The sequence below is a fragment of the Litoribacter ruber genome, from assembly GCF_018500185.1.
GTDB lineage: Bacteria > Bacteroidota > Bacteroidia > Cytophagales > Cyclobacteriaceae > Litoribacter > Litoribacter ruber.
The window spans coordinates 61,227-77,891 of the sequence record NZ_JAHBGI010000009.1 but is presented as its reverse complement, the minus strand read 5'-3'; the positions used below and the strand labels follow the sequence as shown (position 1 = coordinate 77,891).

16 protein-coding genes are annotated in these 16,665 nt (G+C 45.6%); 7 read left to right on the top strand and 9 right to left on the bottom strand.

Annotation, left to right across the window (positions count from 1 at the left end; translation table 11 throughout):
- Positions 1 to 38 precede the first annotated feature (38 nt).
- Positions 39 to 1,115 carry a DUF3810 domain-containing protein gene (locus KIH41_RS12940; protein WP_213944554.1) on the top strand — a complete coding sequence of 359 codons (1,077 nt, stop codon included), beginning with the start codon at positions 39 to 41 and terminating at the stop codon, positions 1,113 to 1,115.
- A gap of 58 nt (positions 1,116 to 1,173) precedes the next feature.
- The gene (locus KIH41_RS12935) at positions 1,174 to 2,634 is read left to right on the top strand and encodes a potassium/proton antiporter (protein WP_213944553.1); all 1,461 of its coding nucleotides are present in this window, start codon (positions 1,174 to 1,176) and stop codon (positions 2,632 to 2,634) included.
- Here KIH41_RS12935 and KIH41_RS12930 read toward each other — a convergent pair whose 3' ends face one another.
- Positions 2,635 to 3,534, bottom strand: coding sequence for a DMT family transporter (locus tag KIH41_RS12930; protein WP_214162642.1), 900 nt, complete (start codon positions 3,532 to 3,534; stop codon positions 2,635 to 2,637).
- A gap of 18 nt (positions 3,535 to 3,552) precedes the next feature.
- Positions 3,553 to 4,542 (bottom strand): tRNA dihydrouridine synthase DusB, encoded by a 990-nt coding sequence (gene dusB, locus KIH41_RS12925; protein WP_213944551.1) that lies wholly within the window; start codon positions 4,540 to 4,542, stop codon positions 3,553 to 3,555.
- A 37-nt stretch (positions 4,543 to 4,579) separates the two neighbouring features.
- Here dusB and KIH41_RS12920 point away from each other — a divergent pair, with 37 nt between their 5' ends.
- From KIH41_RS12920 to KIH41_RS12900, 5 genes are all read left to right on the top strand, one after another.
- Positions 4,580 to 5,545, top strand: coding sequence for a CPBP family intramembrane glutamic endopeptidase (locus KIH41_RS12920; protein WP_214162641.1), 966 nt, complete (start codon positions 4,580 to 4,582; stop codon positions 5,543 to 5,545).
- Positions 5,514 to 5,720 carry a putative signal transducing protein gene (locus KIH41_RS12915; protein ID WP_213944549.1) on the top strand — a complete coding sequence of 69 codons (207 nt, stop codon included), beginning with the start codon at positions 5,514 to 5,516 and terminating at the stop codon, positions 5,718 to 5,720. The genes KIH41_RS12920 and KIH41_RS12915 overlap by 32 nt, the downstream gene beginning before the upstream one ends.
- Positions 5,704 to 6,543 (top strand): phosphatidate cytidylyltransferase, encoded by an 840-nt coding sequence (locus KIH41_RS12910; protein WP_213944548.1) that lies wholly within the window; start codon positions 5,704 to 5,706, stop codon positions 6,541 to 6,543. The genes KIH41_RS12915 and KIH41_RS12910 overlap by 17 nt, the downstream gene beginning before the upstream one ends.
- A gap of 75 nt (positions 6,544 to 6,618) precedes the next feature.
- Complete coding sequence (locus KIH41_RS12905) at positions 6,619 to 7,896, top strand: Glu/Leu/Phe/Val family dehydrogenase (RefSeq protein WP_213944547.1); 1,278 nt, start codon at positions 6,619 to 6,621, stop codon at positions 7,894 to 7,896.
- Between the two features lie 258 nt (positions 7,897 to 8,154).
- Positions 8,155 to 8,817 carry a phosphatidylserine decarboxylase family protein gene (locus KIH41_RS12900; RefSeq protein WP_213944546.1) on the top strand — a complete coding sequence of 221 codons (663 nt, stop codon included), beginning with the start codon at positions 8,155 to 8,157 and terminating at the stop codon, positions 8,815 to 8,817.
- A 46-nt stretch (positions 8,818 to 8,863) separates the two neighbouring features.
- On the opposite strand, the gene KIH41_RS12895 is transcribed toward KIH41_RS12900, so the two are convergent.
- From KIH41_RS12895 to KIH41_RS12865, 7 genes are all read right to left on the bottom strand, one after another.
- On the bottom strand, positions 8,864 to 9,286 hold the full coding sequence (locus KIH41_RS12895) for an outer membrane insertion C- signal (protein WP_214162640.1): 423 nt from the start codon (positions 9,284 to 9,286) through the stop codon (positions 8,864 to 8,866).
- A gap of 88 nt (positions 9,287 to 9,374) precedes the next feature.
- Positions 9,375 to 12,155, bottom strand: coding sequence for a M16 family metallopeptidase (locus KIH41_RS12890; RefSeq protein WP_214162639.1), 2,781 nt, complete (start codon positions 12,153 to 12,155; stop codon positions 9,375 to 9,377).
- Between the two features lie 144 nt (positions 12,156 to 12,299).
- Entirely contained in the window at positions 12,300 to 13,337 is a 1,038-nt protein-coding gene (locus KIH41_RS12885; protein ID WP_214162638.1) for a Gfo/Idh/MocA family oxidoreductase, read from the bottom strand.
- Positions 13,337 to 13,819: a GAF domain-containing protein gene (locus tag KIH41_RS12880; RefSeq protein ID WP_213944542.1), complete on the bottom strand. Its 483-nt coding sequence runs from the start codon at positions 13,817 to 13,819 to the stop codon at positions 13,337 to 13,339. Before KIH41_RS12880 ends, KIH41_RS12885 begins: the two co-directional genes overlap by 1 nt.
- Positions 13,820 to 13,882: 63 nt before the next feature.
- On the bottom strand, positions 13,883 to 14,908 hold the full coding sequence (gene ribD / locus KIH41_RS12875; protein ID WP_213944541.1) for a bifunctional diaminohydroxyphosphoribosylaminopyrimidine deaminase/5-amino-6-(5-phosphoribosylamino)uracil reductase RibD: 1,026 nt from the start codon (positions 14,906 to 14,908) through the stop codon (positions 13,883 to 13,885).
- Positions 14,905 to 15,678, bottom strand: coding sequence for a DUF4382 domain-containing protein (locus KIH41_RS12870; protein ID WP_214162637.1), 774 nt, complete (start codon positions 15,676 to 15,678; stop codon positions 14,905 to 14,907). Before KIH41_RS12870 ends, ribD begins: the two co-directional genes overlap by 4 nt.
- Before the next feature lie 130 nt (positions 15,679 to 15,808).
- Complete coding sequence (locus KIH41_RS12865; RefSeq protein WP_213944539.1) at positions 15,809 to 16,642, bottom strand: DUF4382 domain-containing protein; 834 nt, start codon at positions 16,640 to 16,642, stop codon at positions 15,809 to 15,811.
- Between the last annotated feature and the right edge of the window lie 23 nt (positions 16,643 to 16,665).

The window sequence follows — 16,665 nt, the reverse complement described above, 5'->3', positions numbered from 1 at the left end:
TCGGTTTTTCACCCTTTAGCCCCGATTATCCCAAATCTATGTTTAGAAAAGACTGGGCATGGGCCCTCCTAGGATTGCTTGCCCTCGTCATCCGGTATTTTGCAGCGCAAAACCCGGAGCGTACGGAGGAGATATATTCCAGGACATTTTTCCCTGTAGTCAGAAATGTGATCGACCTCACCGTTTCCAGACTCCCATTCCCTACAGTCTACCTTTTCGTACTTTCTATATTTATTGCAGTTGGCATTTATTTTTATTATTTGCTGACGCAAAAGCCGGGGGTGAAAATGAAAGTGGCCTACACTTTCCGCTCAATTTTCAATTTTTCAGGTGCCCTGATTTTCTTTTTCCTCATCCTGTGGGGGTACAATTATCAACGGGTGCCGATCTTTCAGCAGCTTGACCTCTCCCCCCGCCCCTTGAGCGAAGAAGAGATCATGCGGGAAATTAATTTGACCAGTAATATACTTGTGCAACTTCGTCAAAATCTTACCCTAGATGAAGAGGCGATTGAAGAGACACTGCCTTACGAGGAAGTGGAGGATATCGTGAGGGCCAACATCCGGGAAAACCTGTACCTGCTTGGGCTCAATTTTACCGGACATCCTCGAACAAAGCTTTTTTACCCTGCTGGATTCATGACTCGCATGGGCATATTGGGCATTTATTTTCCTTTCACTGGGGAAAGTTACATTGATGCTGCCCTTCACCCCCTTGAGCGTCCCTTTACCGTGGCCCACGAAATGGCCCATAGCTACGGGGTAACTGATGAGGGGGAGGCCAACTTTATCGGCTGGGTGATTTGTGCAAACAGTAATGACCCCTTACTCCAGTACAGCGGGCAGTTGAGGCTATTGCGGTACCAGCTCAGTGATCTCTACCGTATTAGCCCAAATCTTTATAGGCAGACATTTTCTAGGCTTAATAAAGGCATCAAAAACGACCTGTCTTCCATCCTCAAAAACAAGGAAGAGGTCAAACCAATCTCCAATGAACTGAGTAAAAGATCAAACGACATCTTCCTGAAAACCCAAGGGGTAAAAGCTGGGGTGATGAGTTATCAGCAGCTGCCCATGCTTGCCAATGCCTGGCGCAACAGGCTCAAAGGCGAGTAAATAGAAGCTTACATGTAATCAGTTCCATTTTTTCTTACCTTTGTATTTTACTTGAGCCATGGTAGTTACTCCCGAAAACATCCTTTTTATCTCTTCAGTATTGCTCATCTTGAGTATTGTGGCTAGTAAGACCGCCGGGAAGGCGGGCATTCCTATTCTCTTGCTCTTCTTGGGAATTGGCATCCTTGCCGGCTCGGAAGGGCTGGGCGGGATTTATTTTGACGACCCTAACCTTACCCAGTTTCTCGGAATTACAGCTCTTACCTACATCTTGTTTTCAGGTGGTCTAGACACCAAATGGGAATCCATCAAGCCCGTACTGGGGCCTGGATTAACTCTATCAACGCTAGGAGTTTTGCTAACTGCCCTTTCGGTCGGGCTTTTTGTTCACGCAATAAGTTCATTCTCCCTGCTGGAAGGCCTGCTAATGGGAGCCATTGTTTCCTCCACTGATGCAGCTGCCGTATTTGGGATTTTAAGGGCCAAAAGCATAGGACTGAAAGGTAATCTGCGACCGATGCTAGAGCTGGAATCAGGAAGTAACGATCCAATGGCTTACTTCCTCACTATCGGCCTCACCTCTATTCTCGCCATTGACAATTTCACTTTCTCAGACCTTATCCCCGTATTCTTCATGCAGATGGCTATTGGCGGAGCCGGGGGCTATTTGCTGGGCCGGGCAATCGTGCTAACCATCAACCGCATCAACTTGGAATATGAGGGTTTATACCCTGTTTTTATGTTGGGATTGGTGGCCATGCTTTATGCAGTTATTGATTTTGCAGGTGGTAATGGCTTCTTGGGAGTTTATGTGGCAGCCTTGGCCATAGGAAACGGCAAAATGGTGCACAAGAAGAGTTTGATCAAATTCTTCGACGGTGTGGCCTGGCTAATGCAGATCGTCATGTTCATCACCTTGGGCCTACTGGTATTTCCTTCCCAAGTATTACCGGTGATTGGTCTTGGAGCTTTAGTATCACTTTTCCTGATATTTGTGGCCCGACCGTTAGGGGTTTTTATATCCTTGGCTTTTTTCAAGTACAAAATACGGGACAAGTTGTTCATCAGCTGGGTTGGTTTAAGAGGTGCAGTACCTATTGTATTTGCCACATTCCCGTTGATTGCCGGCATTGAAAAATCTAACATCATCTTCAACATTGTCTTTTTCATTGTATTGACCTCGGTGGCCCTGCAAGCGACTACGCTATCATTAATGGCCAAATGGCTGTCCCTTGCCGTCCCGGATGGTTTGAAAAGAAGATCATTGTTGGACCTGGAGCTTTCAGAGGATTTCAAAAATGCCTTGGTAGAAGTGGACTTACCGGAGGATTCTGAAATAGATGGGAAAAAGATCTGGGAGCTGGATTTCCCCAAGACTTCCCTGATCGTTCTGATTAACCGAAACGAAAAATTTATCACCCCAAATGGACTCACTGAGTTGAAGGGGGGCGACAAACTGTTAATAATGATGAATACCGAAAGTGAGGAAAATAAGGTGAAGGCTACTTTGGGAGTATAATCACTTCCGATTGCCCACCCAAACGCCCAGAATAACCGCCGCTATGCCCCAATAATGGCCTAAAAGGAGGACTTCACCATCCCAAACTCCCCAAATAATAGCGACTATGGGAATTAAGTAGGTGACTGTGCTTGCAAATACCGGCGAGGCAATCTTCACCAACATGTTGAACAAGATCAGCGCAATTGCGGTACCTAACACACCCAAGATGGTAATGTACCCCGCTGCCAGCATCGCGCCCTCCTCATGGACCAGCTTGAAAGAAAAGTCCGTCCCAAGAAACAAATACAGAGCGGCTACTGGCAAAACCATCATCAGGGAAATAGCCGTGATCTCCACCGGTTTAAGCATGACAAACCAATGCTTGATGAGATTAAGATTTACCCCATAGCAGAGGGTGGCCAAAAGCACAAAAAACGCATAGAAATTGATATCCAACAGGCCACCTACACTGCCGCCTTCTCTGGATAAAATCAACAGGTTCACCCCCACAAAAGCAATCAAGAGTCCAACCGCATTGCGCTGGGTGATCCGGGAATTGAAAAACAGCGCCCCTACTATCACCACAAATAGTGGCGTAAGTGCATTGAGCACACCTGTCAGGGAGCTGGAAAGCTGGGTTTGGGCTTTGGCAAAAAGAAAGGCGGGGATAAAGCTTCCCACAAATCCCACCACTATTAGGTTGAAAACCTGTTTTCTATTGAGCCGCCTCAAGCGAGGGATGGACAGGGGTAATAAAAAGAGCCCAGCGGAAACAATTCTATATGCTCCAACTTCACCTGGCGAAAAAACGAGCAAACCCCTTTTGATCAAAATAAATGAACTCCCCCATATCAGGGCCAATAAAATTAGAAAGAGCCAACTTTTGAGGGCTCTTTCCGGATTAGTTTGTGGTGTCAATATTTTTATAGACTAAAATTAAAATTGATAATCGGCATATACCTCGCCTACCTGATCCAAGATCGAGCAAACATGGTCATACGACTCCGCTGTCACCATTTCGGTTCGGAACGGCTTGAAATTGGGCATACCTCTAAAATAATTGGTATAGTGCCTTCTCATTTCCAATATCCCAAGTTTCTCCCCTTTCCATTTTACGGAAAAATCAAGATGCTTTTTGGTCACTGCGATTCTTTCATCCAGATCCGGGGCAGGCAAATGCTCCCCTGTTTTGAAATAATGCTTGATCTCATCAAAAATCCAAGGGTAGCCTATGGAAGCCCTTCCGATCATCATGCCGTCCACATCGTACTTTTGACGGTACTCTGCCGCCTTCTCTGGAGAGTCAATGTCCCCATTTCCAAAAACCGGAATATGAAGTCTCGGATTGGCTTTCACTTGATTCAAATAGGACCAGTCGGCAGTCCCTTTGTACATTTGCTTCCTGGTACGCGCATGGATACTGATGGCCTGGATGCCAACATCCTGAAGCCTTTCGGCCACCTCCACGATACGGATGGTGTTTTCATCCCAGCCTAGGCGGGTTTTCACCGTCACGGGAATTTTGACGCTTTTCACAATCTCAGCGGTCATGGAAACCATCTTATCGATATCCAGCAAAATCCCGGCACCGGCCCCCTTACAGGCTACTTTGTTTACCGGACAGCCATAATTGATATCCAGAATATCGGGACCAGCCGCTTCGGCAATTGCGGCAGCTTCCCTCATGGATTCAATTTCGTTTCCGAAAATCTGAATCCCGATTGGCCTTTCGTACTCAAATATATCCAGCTTCTGCACGCTTTTGGCGGCATCCCGGATCAGCCCTTCCGAGCTGATAAATTCGGTATACATCAGGTCCGCACCATTCTCCTTACACACCGCTCTAAAAGGCGGATCACTCACATCTTCCATCGGTGCAAGCAAAAGGGGAAAGTCCCCTAATTCCAAGTTTCCTATTTTAACCACTACTGATTTGTAATTTTGGTGTAAATTTACCGCAATTATGGAGATTTACGAAACCCGAAGCGAAATTGGCAAAAAACACAACTGGTTGTTATCTCTGGTTTTGCTGGTTTTGATCATATTTGGCAGCATGGCCATCATGCAGGGTTTATCCCTGTTTCTGGTCCCTCCCCTGTTTGGCATTCCCGTCGATGATATACTCTATATCTTTGGCGGCAATTACGAACACCCAAATGCGCGACTGGCCTTTCTTTTCATGCAAGGCGTTGGCAGCGGGCTGGGGTTTTTGGTCGGCAGCCTGATTTACATCAAATTTATCGACCGCGGCACGCTGCGGTGGAAACAACAATTGAAGAACACAAAGTTCAACCAATCCATATTAATTGTCCCCATCCTACTGAGTTTTGTCACCGTCAATTCCCTGGTAATCTACTGGAATACCCAGATTAGCTTTCCGGATTTCATGAAAAGCTTTGAGATTTATGCCCAAACCCAGGAAGCGGAAATGATGCGCCTGACTCAATATTTCACAGATTTTGCCAACGTTGGCGAATTTCTTTTGGGAATCCTGGTAATCGGCATATTGGCAGGGGTGGGCGAAGAGTATCTCTTCCGTGGGTTGCTCCAGCCCAAGCTGCACCAATACACCGGCAACCCCCACGTGGCCATCTGGCTCACAGCGGCGATTTTCTCGGCCATTCATTTCCAGTTTTACGGTTTTTTCCCCAGAATGCTTTTAGGAGCATTATTTGGTTATCTTTACCTTTATTCCGGCAGTCTGATCTACCCGATAGCCGCTCACGTGCTGAACAACGCCTTTACTGTGACAATGGTTTATTTCAGCAAGATAGGCTGGGTGGAGTTTAATATCGAGGACAGCAGCCAGCTGGAATGGCATTATCTAATCATCGGCTTGGTCATCTTTCTTTTCAGTTTTAAAAGATTTATAGATCAAAGCCACAATTCACCTTTTCATGGGAAGATGGCAGACCGTCACCACCATTGAATCGCCTGTAAGGGCAGAAATCATCAAAGGCGTGCTAGAGCAGCACGGCATTATGGCCATGGTGGTCAACAAAAAGGAGTCCGTGTACCATATTCACGGTCATTACGAGATCCTGGTCCCGAGAGACCATGCTCTCCAAGCAGCTAACATCATTAAGAATGAGATCACGTTTTAATATTAGCAATTACAGCAACCTTGCCCAACGCGTCATCACAGCCATTATTGGAGCATCAGCCATTATTGCCGGCACCATTTACAGCGAATGGACCTATTTCCTGATCTTTGGAGTCATTCTGGCTTTCTGCCAAATGGAATTCTACAAACTCTCCGGTCTTGACGGCATGCTTCCGCTCAAGAGTTTTGGAACCTTTATCGGTCTTTGCATATTTATTCTCGTCTTTTTGGTCGAAATGCAAAACCTGCCCGATAAATACTACTTCATTATTTTTCCACTTGTCGCTTTGGTATTCTTTGTAAAGCTTTACCGAAAATCCGACAAGAAACCATTTACAGGAATTGCCTATACATTTTTAGGGATTTTCTATGTAGCCATACCTTTCTGCTTGCTCACCGTGTCGGCATTCGCCATAGACGACACCTTCCATGCGGAGATCATCATAGGCGCATTGCTGATTTTGTGGGCCAGTGACACAGGAGCCTATTTTGCTGGGACAAAATTCGGCAAAACCAAGCTCTTTGAAAGGGTCTCCCCTAAGAAGAGCTGGGAGGGAAGTTTGGGCGGCGCCGTAGCGGCATTCATCACAGCCATGATCTTGGCAAGGTTCTTTCTTGCTTTAGAGCAGTGGCAATGGTTCTGCATCACAGCCATCATTGTCATTGCAGGCACTTATGGGGATTTGATAGAATCTTTGTTTAAAAGAAGTATTGCCATAAAAGATTCGGGAAACAAGCTACCTGGACATGGGGGATTTATGGACCGTTTTGACGGCTTATTATTGTCCTCTCCGTTCATTGCAGCTTTTTTGAAAATCTTTTGAAATTGGCCCTATAGATAATAAAAAAGTGCTTAATATTGTATAGTAATTTCAGTTATCAACAAACCAGAACCCAATATGGCTTACATTGAACCGGCTCCGATAAAGGATAAAGAAAATCCTTTGGAGTCAATGATGGAAAGGTTTAACATTGCAGCAGAAAAGTTAGGACTATCAGACGAAGTCTATAACGTGCTGAAGAATCCCGCCAAACAAGTAATCGTCTCCCTCCCCATTACCATGGACAATGGTAAAATCCAAGTCTTCGAAGGCATCCGAGTGATTCACTCCAATATCCTTGGCCCGGCCAAAGGTGGTATCCGATTCGCCCCAGACGTACACTTGGACGAGGTAAGGGCTTTGGCAGCTTGGATGACGTGGAAATGTGCAGTAGTAGATATCCCTTATGGTGGGGGTAAAGGTGGTGTAAGATGTAACCCTAGGGAAATGTCGCCCGGCGAAATCGAACGATTGATGAGGGCTTATACCCTATCCATGATTGACGTATTCGGACCGGACAAGGATATCCCAGCCCCTGACATGGGTACTGGGCCAAGAGAAATGGCTTGGTTGATGGATGAATACTCCAAAGCACATGGCACTACAGTAAATGCTGTGGTAACAGGTAAGCCTTTGGTATTGGGCGGTTCTTTGGGTAGAACCGAAGCCACCGGGCGTGGCGTGATGGTTTCGGCCCTTGCCGCCATGGAAAAACTTAAAATCAACCCTTTCCAAGCTACCTGTGCCGTCCAAGGTTTCGGCAACGTAGGCTCTTGGGCTTCCACTCTTTTGGAGGAAAGAGGCTTGAAAATCGTTGCAGTTTCTGATATCTCCGGCGCTTATCACAACAGCAACGGAATAAATATCCAAGAAGCAATCGCATACAGAGATAGTAATAACGGAACCCTTGAAGGCTTTACCGGCGCTGAAAAACTTTCAGACCCAATGGAACTTCTTGAACTGGATGTAGACGTACTTGTACCTGCAGCAGTGGAAGACGTGATTACCATCAAAAACGTAGAAAAGATAAAAGCTAAACTAATCGTAGAAGGGGCCAATGGGCCTACTTCTGCCAGAGCTGACAATATCATCAACGAAAAAGGGATCATGGCTGTGCCGGATATTTTGGCCAATGCAGGCGGTGTGACTGTTTCTTACTTCGAATGGGTTCAAAACCGTTTGGGTTACAAATGGACTGCCGAGCGGGTGAACAGAAGATCTGACAGAATCATGAAAGAAGCTTTCAACAATGTTTATAAAGCTTCTGTGAAATATGATGTACCTATGAGAATCGCTGCCTATATCGTAGCCATTGATAAGGTTGCCAAAACATATACCTTCCGAGGTGGTTATTAAGCTAGTAGTTTAATCGAAATAAATTTGGGATGCAGTTTTCGGATTGCATCCTATTTTATTTTAAAGGGGATCCGAAATAAGAACCCATCTTTTGGCCTCATTTTCAGCAAAATAATGATATTGGTCAATTTTTTATTTTAACATACCGCAAAATATTCACAAATTGCAGGGTTATTATAATTATCCAAGGATTTCGCAATCTAGGGAATCCAACCAAAAACTGACAAACTAAACGGTTTTTGTTAACATCAGAATAAAATGACTATACATAAAGAAGGCAAGAAATTACTGTTTTGGATGTTGATGATCTTAGCGGGAATCAATGTTGCCCTTCATCAAATATTCCCTGGCCAAGACACATTGCTCAATGTTGTCTTACTAGCCAGTATTGTCCTGTTTTTGTTGATTCTCCAATTTTTTAGAAATCCAAAAATCTTCACCAATGAAGACCCTACCCTGGTGTATGCGCCGGCAGATGGGAAAGTAGTAGTGATCGAAGAAACGGAGGAGCAGGAATACCTACATGACCGCAGAAAGCAGGTTTCGATCTTTATGTCCCCCATCAATGTCCATATCAACAGGGCACCGATCTCAGGAACTGTGGAGTATTTCAAATACCATCCGGGCAAATATTTGGTAGCCTGGCACCCAAAGTCCAGCTCTGAAAACGAGCGTACCACCATGGTAGTGACTAGAGAAAGCGGTGAAAAGCTTCTAATCAGACAGATTGCTGGAGCCTTGGCCAGAAGAATCAAATGGTACGTCAAAGAGGGCGACCCGATTCAGCAAGGCGGCGAGTTTGGCTTTATCAAATTTGGCTCAAGAGTCGATGTATTTTTACCTCTCGATGCGGAAATATTGGTAGAGCTCAACCAGGTCACCAAAGGAGGTAGAACTCCGATTGCCAAATTAAAAAACTAATAAAAAAGCCCTTTGAAATTATCAAAGGGCTTTTTTATTAAAACTTTTACCTGAACGTATACTTGATGCCGATTCCGGCTCTAAATGAACCACTTCCTGAATCCGTACGGAGAATTGGGCTGGCCTCTAACAGGAATCCAAAATTTCGCGCTTCCGAAAAGGGTTTCAACAATAATCCAAAAGGTACCCCCAGATAGAAATCATCACGGTTGCTGTTTTTTACCCCAAGATGGAATCCACTGTAGAAATTGACCTCCTCCCTTTGCACAAAATTGTAACCTAGCGTACCCTCCAAGCCGATGCGGCTGCTGGTGGCTATTCTGGCCTCACCAAAAACCTTACGGTCAGGATCACTCCCAATCGCTGCAAAGGTATTGGAAGAAAACCTGTACACACCGGCACTGATCTGGGCTTGAGACTCTACAATCGCAATTAGGCAAAAAGCAATAGTTAAAATGGTATACTTCATAGTATTTTATATAAATAGTAAAGAATGTAAGGCACAAACTTACCTAAAAAAATAAAAGGAGACCAACTTGGTCTCCTTTTACTTCTAATCAATTTTCAGCTGTTTGTTTGGCTTTGGCAAAATCACCGGCTTTGATCACATGCATGGCATCCGGATTCAGATGTCTCTGCATGGCGCCATTTATATCTTCAGCGGTCAACCCTTCGATTTTTTCCTCAAGTTCGGCATCCCATTCCATTTTCCTGTCTAGATATAGGTAGTTGTTCAAAGCAGAAGAAAGGTAGCTGTCTTGCGCCCTGCTCACAGTTCTGGACTGCAACCAGCCAGACTTGGCGGCTTTTACCTCATCCTCAGAGAATCCTTCGGTAACCACCTTTTGGATCTCTTCAAAATAAGCTGCTTCCAATTTATCCGCATTTTCAGGCGCGTAAATGGCATAGGCCATGAAGTTTGCTATTGGATCCAATGTACCTGCACTGAAATTGGATCCTACTCCGTAGCTCAATCCTTCTTTCTGACGGATTCTGGTTGCCAATCTGGAGTTCAAGAATCCACCGCCCAGCATATAGTTGCCCAACACCAAGGCCGCATAATCATCATGGCTATCATCCATTTCAAACTGATATGTAGACACAAAGAAAGCATTGGCCTTGTCAGGAGTTTCCATGTTTTCTCTCAAAGGCTTAACGTCCGCCATTCTGGATTCCATTCTGGTGTACTTCCCTGGGCTTTTCCAGTCTGCAAAAAGCTCTTCTGTCAAGGACTCAATTTCATCCTTATCAAAATCACCCACCACTGCCATGGTACCATTTGAACCACCATAGAAGTTCTTATAGAATTCTTTTACCTGATCCAAGCTCACCGCATTGATATCTTCAATCGACTCATCAAAAGTACCCACATAGCGTGGATCGCTTTTCTCATATGGGGAAGTATGACGCTGCATTCTATTGAACGCCACCGCCTGCGGCTCGCTTCTCTGGGACTCGATGCCGGATATTCTTTCAGCTTTGGCTTTTTCAAACTCATCTTCAGGAAAAATTGGGTCCTGAAGCATTTCAGCCACCAATTTCATCACCTCTGGAAGGTTCGGTCTTGTAGTAGTGATGTTAACAATAGCACTGGATGCCCCCCCACCTACATATACATTGGCTTTCAATTTATCCAACCTGGATTTGATTTCCTCACGGGTATGATTGGATGTGCCTTTGTTCAAAAGACCACCTGCAAATGATGCAACGGTTGCTTTATCCTGCAAAGATTCCAAATCACCGAATCTGAAGACCATTCTCGCCTCCACGGATTCTCCTCTGGTTTTCTTTGGCAGCATTGCCAGCTCCATTCCGTTGGAAAGCGTTGTTCTTACTGTTCTAGACTCGATATTGGCTGGTGAAGGGTCAAAGTTTTCACCGGCAGCTACCAATTCACGTCCTTTGTAGTCTTTCACTAACTCCGCCACGTTGGGTGCGGCAGGAATCTCTGCTCTCAAAGGCTGCTCAGTCGGGATAAACATGCCGACAGTTCTGTTATCCGGCACCATATATTTGCTAGCTACTCTCTTCACGTCATCGGCGGTAACGGCTTCCACCCGGTCGCGATTTAGGAAAAACAACCTCCAGTCTCCAGTTCCGATAGCCTCACTCAATGCCAAGCCTACTCGCTCAGAAGAGTTTAGCATCAATTCAGTTTGCTTCAAGATCTCATTTTTGGCCTTTTCAACCTCGTCTTCGGTCGGTGGATTGGTGGAAAGATCTTCAAAAGTGGCCAACATGGCCTCCTTTGCTTCCTCCAGATCTTTCTCCTTCAATACTTGGGCAAATGCCATCAATAGTCCCGGGTCCTTCCATTCGTAGCTTGAGGAACTAGCAGACGTTGCCTTTTTAGTATCCACCAACGATTTGTAGAGCCTTCCGGAAGGATTGGCACCCAGTACCCTGCTGAGCACCTGCACAGCAGCATAGTCCTCATGAGAGCCAGGCGGGATATGGTAAGCAGCCATTACCAGCTGCACATCTCCCACTCTCCTTACGGTTACCGTTCTTTCACCATCCTTTACCGGGTCAAAGGTGTACATTTTGGGAAGCTCACGCTCAGGTCTTGGGATCGGGCCGAAAAACTCATTCACCATAGCCAAGGTTTTCTCCTCATCAAATTTTCCCGCCACTACCAATACCGCATTGTCGGGCTGATAGTACTTTTTGTAAAAAGCCTGTAGCCTGTCAATATCGACATTTTCAATGTCCGCTCTTGCACCAATGGTAGATTTACCGTAGTTGTGCCAATCATACGCTGCAGACATGGTTCTCTGCATCAATACCCTAAAAGGGCTGTTTTCTCCTGATTCAAACTCATTCCTCACCACGGTCATCTCGCTTTCGAGATCCTCTTTGGCTATGAATGAATTGACCATCCTATCCGATTCCAGGTCAAGAGCCCATCTTAGGTTATCCTCGGTGGCATTGAAGGTTTCAAAATAGTTGGTGCGGTCGGTCCAAGTGGTCCCATTGGGTCTTGCTCCTCTTTCGGTGAGCTCTTGTGGGATGTTGGGGTGCTTGGGCGTGCCTTTGAACACCAGGTGTTCAAGCAAATGGGCCATACCGGTTTCACCGTAATTTTCATGCTTTGAACCTACCAAATAGGTCACATTCACCGTGGTGGTCTGCTTCGACTCATCCGGAAACAACAGGACACGAAGTCCATTGTCAAGTTGATACTCGGTAATGCCTTCCACGCTGGTAATCTTTTTGGGAGAGGGCAATTCCTTTTGCTGGGTTGTAGTGGCCGGGCTAGTGCTGACACTGGCTGTCTGCTGAGCATAAACAGCTCCCGAAAGGCCTACCCAAAGAAACAGGGCATAACGCTTTTTCATTATAAAACAGTTTAGGGATACAATAAAACAATACCTCAACCCAGCTCACCCATAAAATGTATGGCAAACTGATGTTAAAGCCATTAAAACTAACCTTTTAAAATTAAATTAAAAAGCTTCGTATAAAAATTATTGCATTAAATGTTAAAAAATTTCATGGGCGTAAATTCTCCGGCCAAGATCATGACTTTTCAAACAGGCTTCAATTATTAGCAAGCCCTCAACAATTTGGCTTGGAAGCACCTCCAGACCGGACTTACCTTGGATAGCCTCAGCTATGTTTTGATAAAACTTCCGGTAGTCACCGGGTATAGTGGGAATCCTTTCCTCAAGGATCTCCCCGTGAAAAATTCCATATGCGCTTTCCTCTTCCACACCCCAGTCAGGAGAATTGGGAATTTTCCCCTCCTTCAGTGCCGCTTCTTGGATATCCAACCCAAATTTGCTGTAGCTTCCCTTTTCTCCTAATATAAGAAACCTGGGAATGGGCGCATTGACATAAATGCTGGCAGTGAGTCTCACCTTGAGCTGGCCAAACATCATACTTATCTCAAAAAAATCATCCATGGCAGCATCAGGCCTTTGCTTGAGAATTTCCGCATACACCCAATCTGGACGGCCAAAAAGCCCCAACGCTTGATCAATCAAATGCGGGCCAAGATCATAAAGCATTCCGCTGCCTGGGTGCTCCTTTTCCTTCCAATGGTTTTTGGGATTAGGCCTGAACCTGTCGAAATGGGACTCAAAATGCACAACCCTTCCCAAACGATCTGAGCTCATGAGCTTCTTTACAGTCAAAAAATCCCCATCCCATCTCCTGTTTTGAAAAACTGAGAGGATCAATCCCTTTCTTTCGGCAAGTTCCTTCAACTCATTGGCTTCCCCAGCAGTGACGCACATCGGCTTATCCACCACCACATGCTTATCTGCCTCAAGTGCAGCCTTGGCCTGATCAAAATGCAGATGGTTGGGCGTGACGATCACTACTAGCTCGACTTCGGAGGCAAGCATGGCCTCCAGCGTTTTGAAAACTGTAACCTGCGGGTAGGCTTTCTTGGATTTTTCGTGATGCCTCTCTACCACAGCGAAAAGCTCCAAGCTTTCATTCCAGTGGATCAAAGGAGCATGCATGCCCTCTCCGACTGACCCAAACCCTACTAGTCCAGTTTTGATTTTTTCCATTAAAGAAAGTTTTCAATAATTCTCATGAGCTTTTCCAAATGCTGAGCATCCTCCTCATCAAAATCATTCAATTTATCGCTGTCGATATCAAGTACCAGTGCGACTTTTTCATTCTTAAATGCAGGCAAAACAATCTCTGACTTTGAAGCCGAACTGCAGGCAATGTGCCCTGGGAATGCCTCTACATCAGGCACCAATTGCGTCTTGCCTTCTTTCCAGACCGCACCACATACGCCTTTTCCAAAATTGATCCGCGTACAGGCAATCGGACCTTGGAATGGGCCCAAAACAAGTTGCTCACCTTTTACTAAATAGAAACCAACCCAAAAGAACCCAAACGACTCCCTCAATACTGCGCTGATATTGGCCAAGTTGGCGGTGATGTCCTCTTCCCCTCCGACCAATGCTTCGATTTGCGGGAGGATAACCTCATACTTCTCAGCCTTTGTAGCGGCTTCTGGTATATATAATGATTCTGCCATGTTAATTTTAAATTATGCTAGTCAACATTTTCCTTCTCATGGAGACGGAAGGCCGAAGACCGACTAATGATTAAAGTAATATTCAAGCCTGTCTCCAAAAACACCCTCAATCTTTTGGGCAGGCTTATCTATAATTGGCGCGGGAATTCCGGTGCCAAATGTAGGGCTTCCGGTGAAAACACGTGCTTCGTCCCATAAGTTTGCCGAGATGAGTTTTTGCAACAGAAAACTGCCCCCTTCCACGAGAACGCTCTGAACCTTTTTATCATAAAGGTCCCCAAACAGAGCCTCCATTGAAAATTCTTCCTCCAGCCTGACAAAGGTAAGGTTTTCCATCTCCTCATTCTTCACGTGATTGTAGCAAATCGTCGGAATACTTTTGTCAAATAAATGGCTGTTTGGGTCCAATGTAAGCTTTTTATCAATCACGATTCTCACCGGATTCTTTCCCAGCAAGCCTCTCACGTTTAGTCTAGGGTTATCAAAGTGAGCGGTTTTGGTGCCGACCATGATCCCCTGTTCCTCAGCCCGCCACTTATGGACCTGTTGCCGGCTGTGTGAATTGCTGATCCATTTGCTGTCATAATTGGCCCTTGCCACGAAGCCATCACGGGTCTGTGCCCACTTGAGCAGAATATAGGGCCGCTTTTTCTCCATGAAAGTAAAGAACCTGCTGTTTTGTTGTCTAGCCTGCTTTTCCAACAGCCCCCATTCCACTTGGATTCCGGCTTTTTCTAACTTTTCAATTCCTTTTCCCCCTACCAAAGGGTTGGAATCCACTGCGGCGATTACCACTTTTTTCACCCTTTTCTCTACCAGAAGATCGGCACAGGGTGGGGTTTTCCCAAAATGGGCGCAGGGCTCCAAGGTGACGTACACAGTTGATTCGGTTAGCAAGCGCTGGTCCTCTACATCCCGAATGGCATTTACTTCCGCATGTGGTCCGCCATACTTAATATGATACCCTTCTCCGATGATGCGATCCTCATAGACAATTACACAACCCACCAAAGGGTTTGGACTTACATAGCCCCTTCCAAGCTCGGCAAGCTCCAATGCCCGCCGCATATACGTCTCATTTTTCATCATGGGGCAATGGCTCTCAGGTTGATTTCCCCAAGGGCATTGGTGGAGTCAATGAAAACCGGAAAATTGATCAGGGTATCAGCAAACCCGCTTCGAGGCTGAATCAACAACTGGTACTCCCCTTGGGTCAAACCACGTATTTGAAACTGCCCGGTGGCGAGATTAGTCACCGTACCTAATGTATCTCCTTCCCGAACCGCAAAAATATAGGGAGCGGCCTGAAAGGGCAATACAGTGCCCGAGATGGCAGTCATCCCCCGACTCAAGAACGCGCGACCCACTGGATCAAATGTATATATTTCAGCAGCCGCCCTTGTGATAGATCTGCTCATGTCCAAATCAATATAGTAGTCATAGCTCAACCCACCTTCAATCGTCAAATCCGCAGGAAGAGTCAGTCTCCTAGAGTCGCTATTCAAGAATTGCATATTTACACGCTGGCCATTCCGAATCACGTATATCTCCTCGCCCATCAACAGGGTAATCTCAGTCATTTGCCCTACGGGAACTGTACGGCGCCCTACCTGCAGTGAAATACCATTTACCAAGTCGCTCACATTTACCATCTTTCTGGCCGTAACATAGTCTACGAAATGGGCAGTGCCATTAATGACCACTTCAGCGCCCAGCACTTCTACCCAGGCTTGGTCAAAATCTCCTGGAGCATCGATGAGGTTGATGTTGATCAAGCCCTCTGCACGCTCATCATCCTGTCCACAACTGGCAAGGATAAATGGCAGGAAAAAAGCCGATATTAAAGTTTTTAGTTTCATCTCTGCAAATCTGAGGTATAGCATAATCAAACTTAGGAAGGTTTCCTTATTTAGCCAAATCCAGAACCCCTACAACACAAAAAACCCGGCTAAAGTTAACCGGGTTTTTAGATTTAGAATATTCCTTGCATTATTCTTCTGGCGCTGCTTCCAACTCCAACTCCAATTCTCCAAGATCGGTCACCTCGCCTCTGCTTGCAGCTACTTCAGTTAGAATTTTTGAAGCAAATGGTGTTTGTGGATGAATATCTACCTGATATGCACCATTGGTAAGACCCCTTAGCATAAATACACCATTCTGATCTGTGAAAGTACTTACTGTATCCTGATCCAAAATCCCATGTACCAATACGGGCTCTTCACTTGCCTCGACCGGCAATACTTTACCTCTAATTGTCGCAGACTCTTCCGTAATCACACGGATAACCGGCTTCAGGATATGCTGTCCAGAATTGCCAGCCCTCACGATTGAGCGGTCAGCATCAAAATCCAGCATCATATCATATTGTATACCTGCCTGAAGGTCTTTGTTCACCTGCAGCTTCAACCCGCTCTGCTGTGCACTCGGTGTTGTCAAATCATATCTTTCACCATCAATAACAATATAATTGTTGTCTCCTAAAAGCAACCTGATCTGGGAAAGTCTGCCCGCAGGCACCTCTTCCGAACCAATATAAAGGATCTGATCACCTACCAAGGTCAACAAATCCACCTGTCTGTCATCGGCCTCAGGCACATATGGAATAGAAATCCAGGCCGATCCCTCATTTTCATTTCTGCCGTTTGGCAATACTTCCACGCCTAAGACCTCAATCCACACCTCGTCGTAATCAGCAGGTGCATCCACTAAGGAAATGTTCAACATGGCGTTTCCGTTAAATCGGTCTTCATCCTGGGCACATGAGGCAGCCATAAACAATACAGCCAAACCCAAAATCATACTCTTAAAATTTATTTTACTCATATTGGTAATTTTTTAAAACTTTT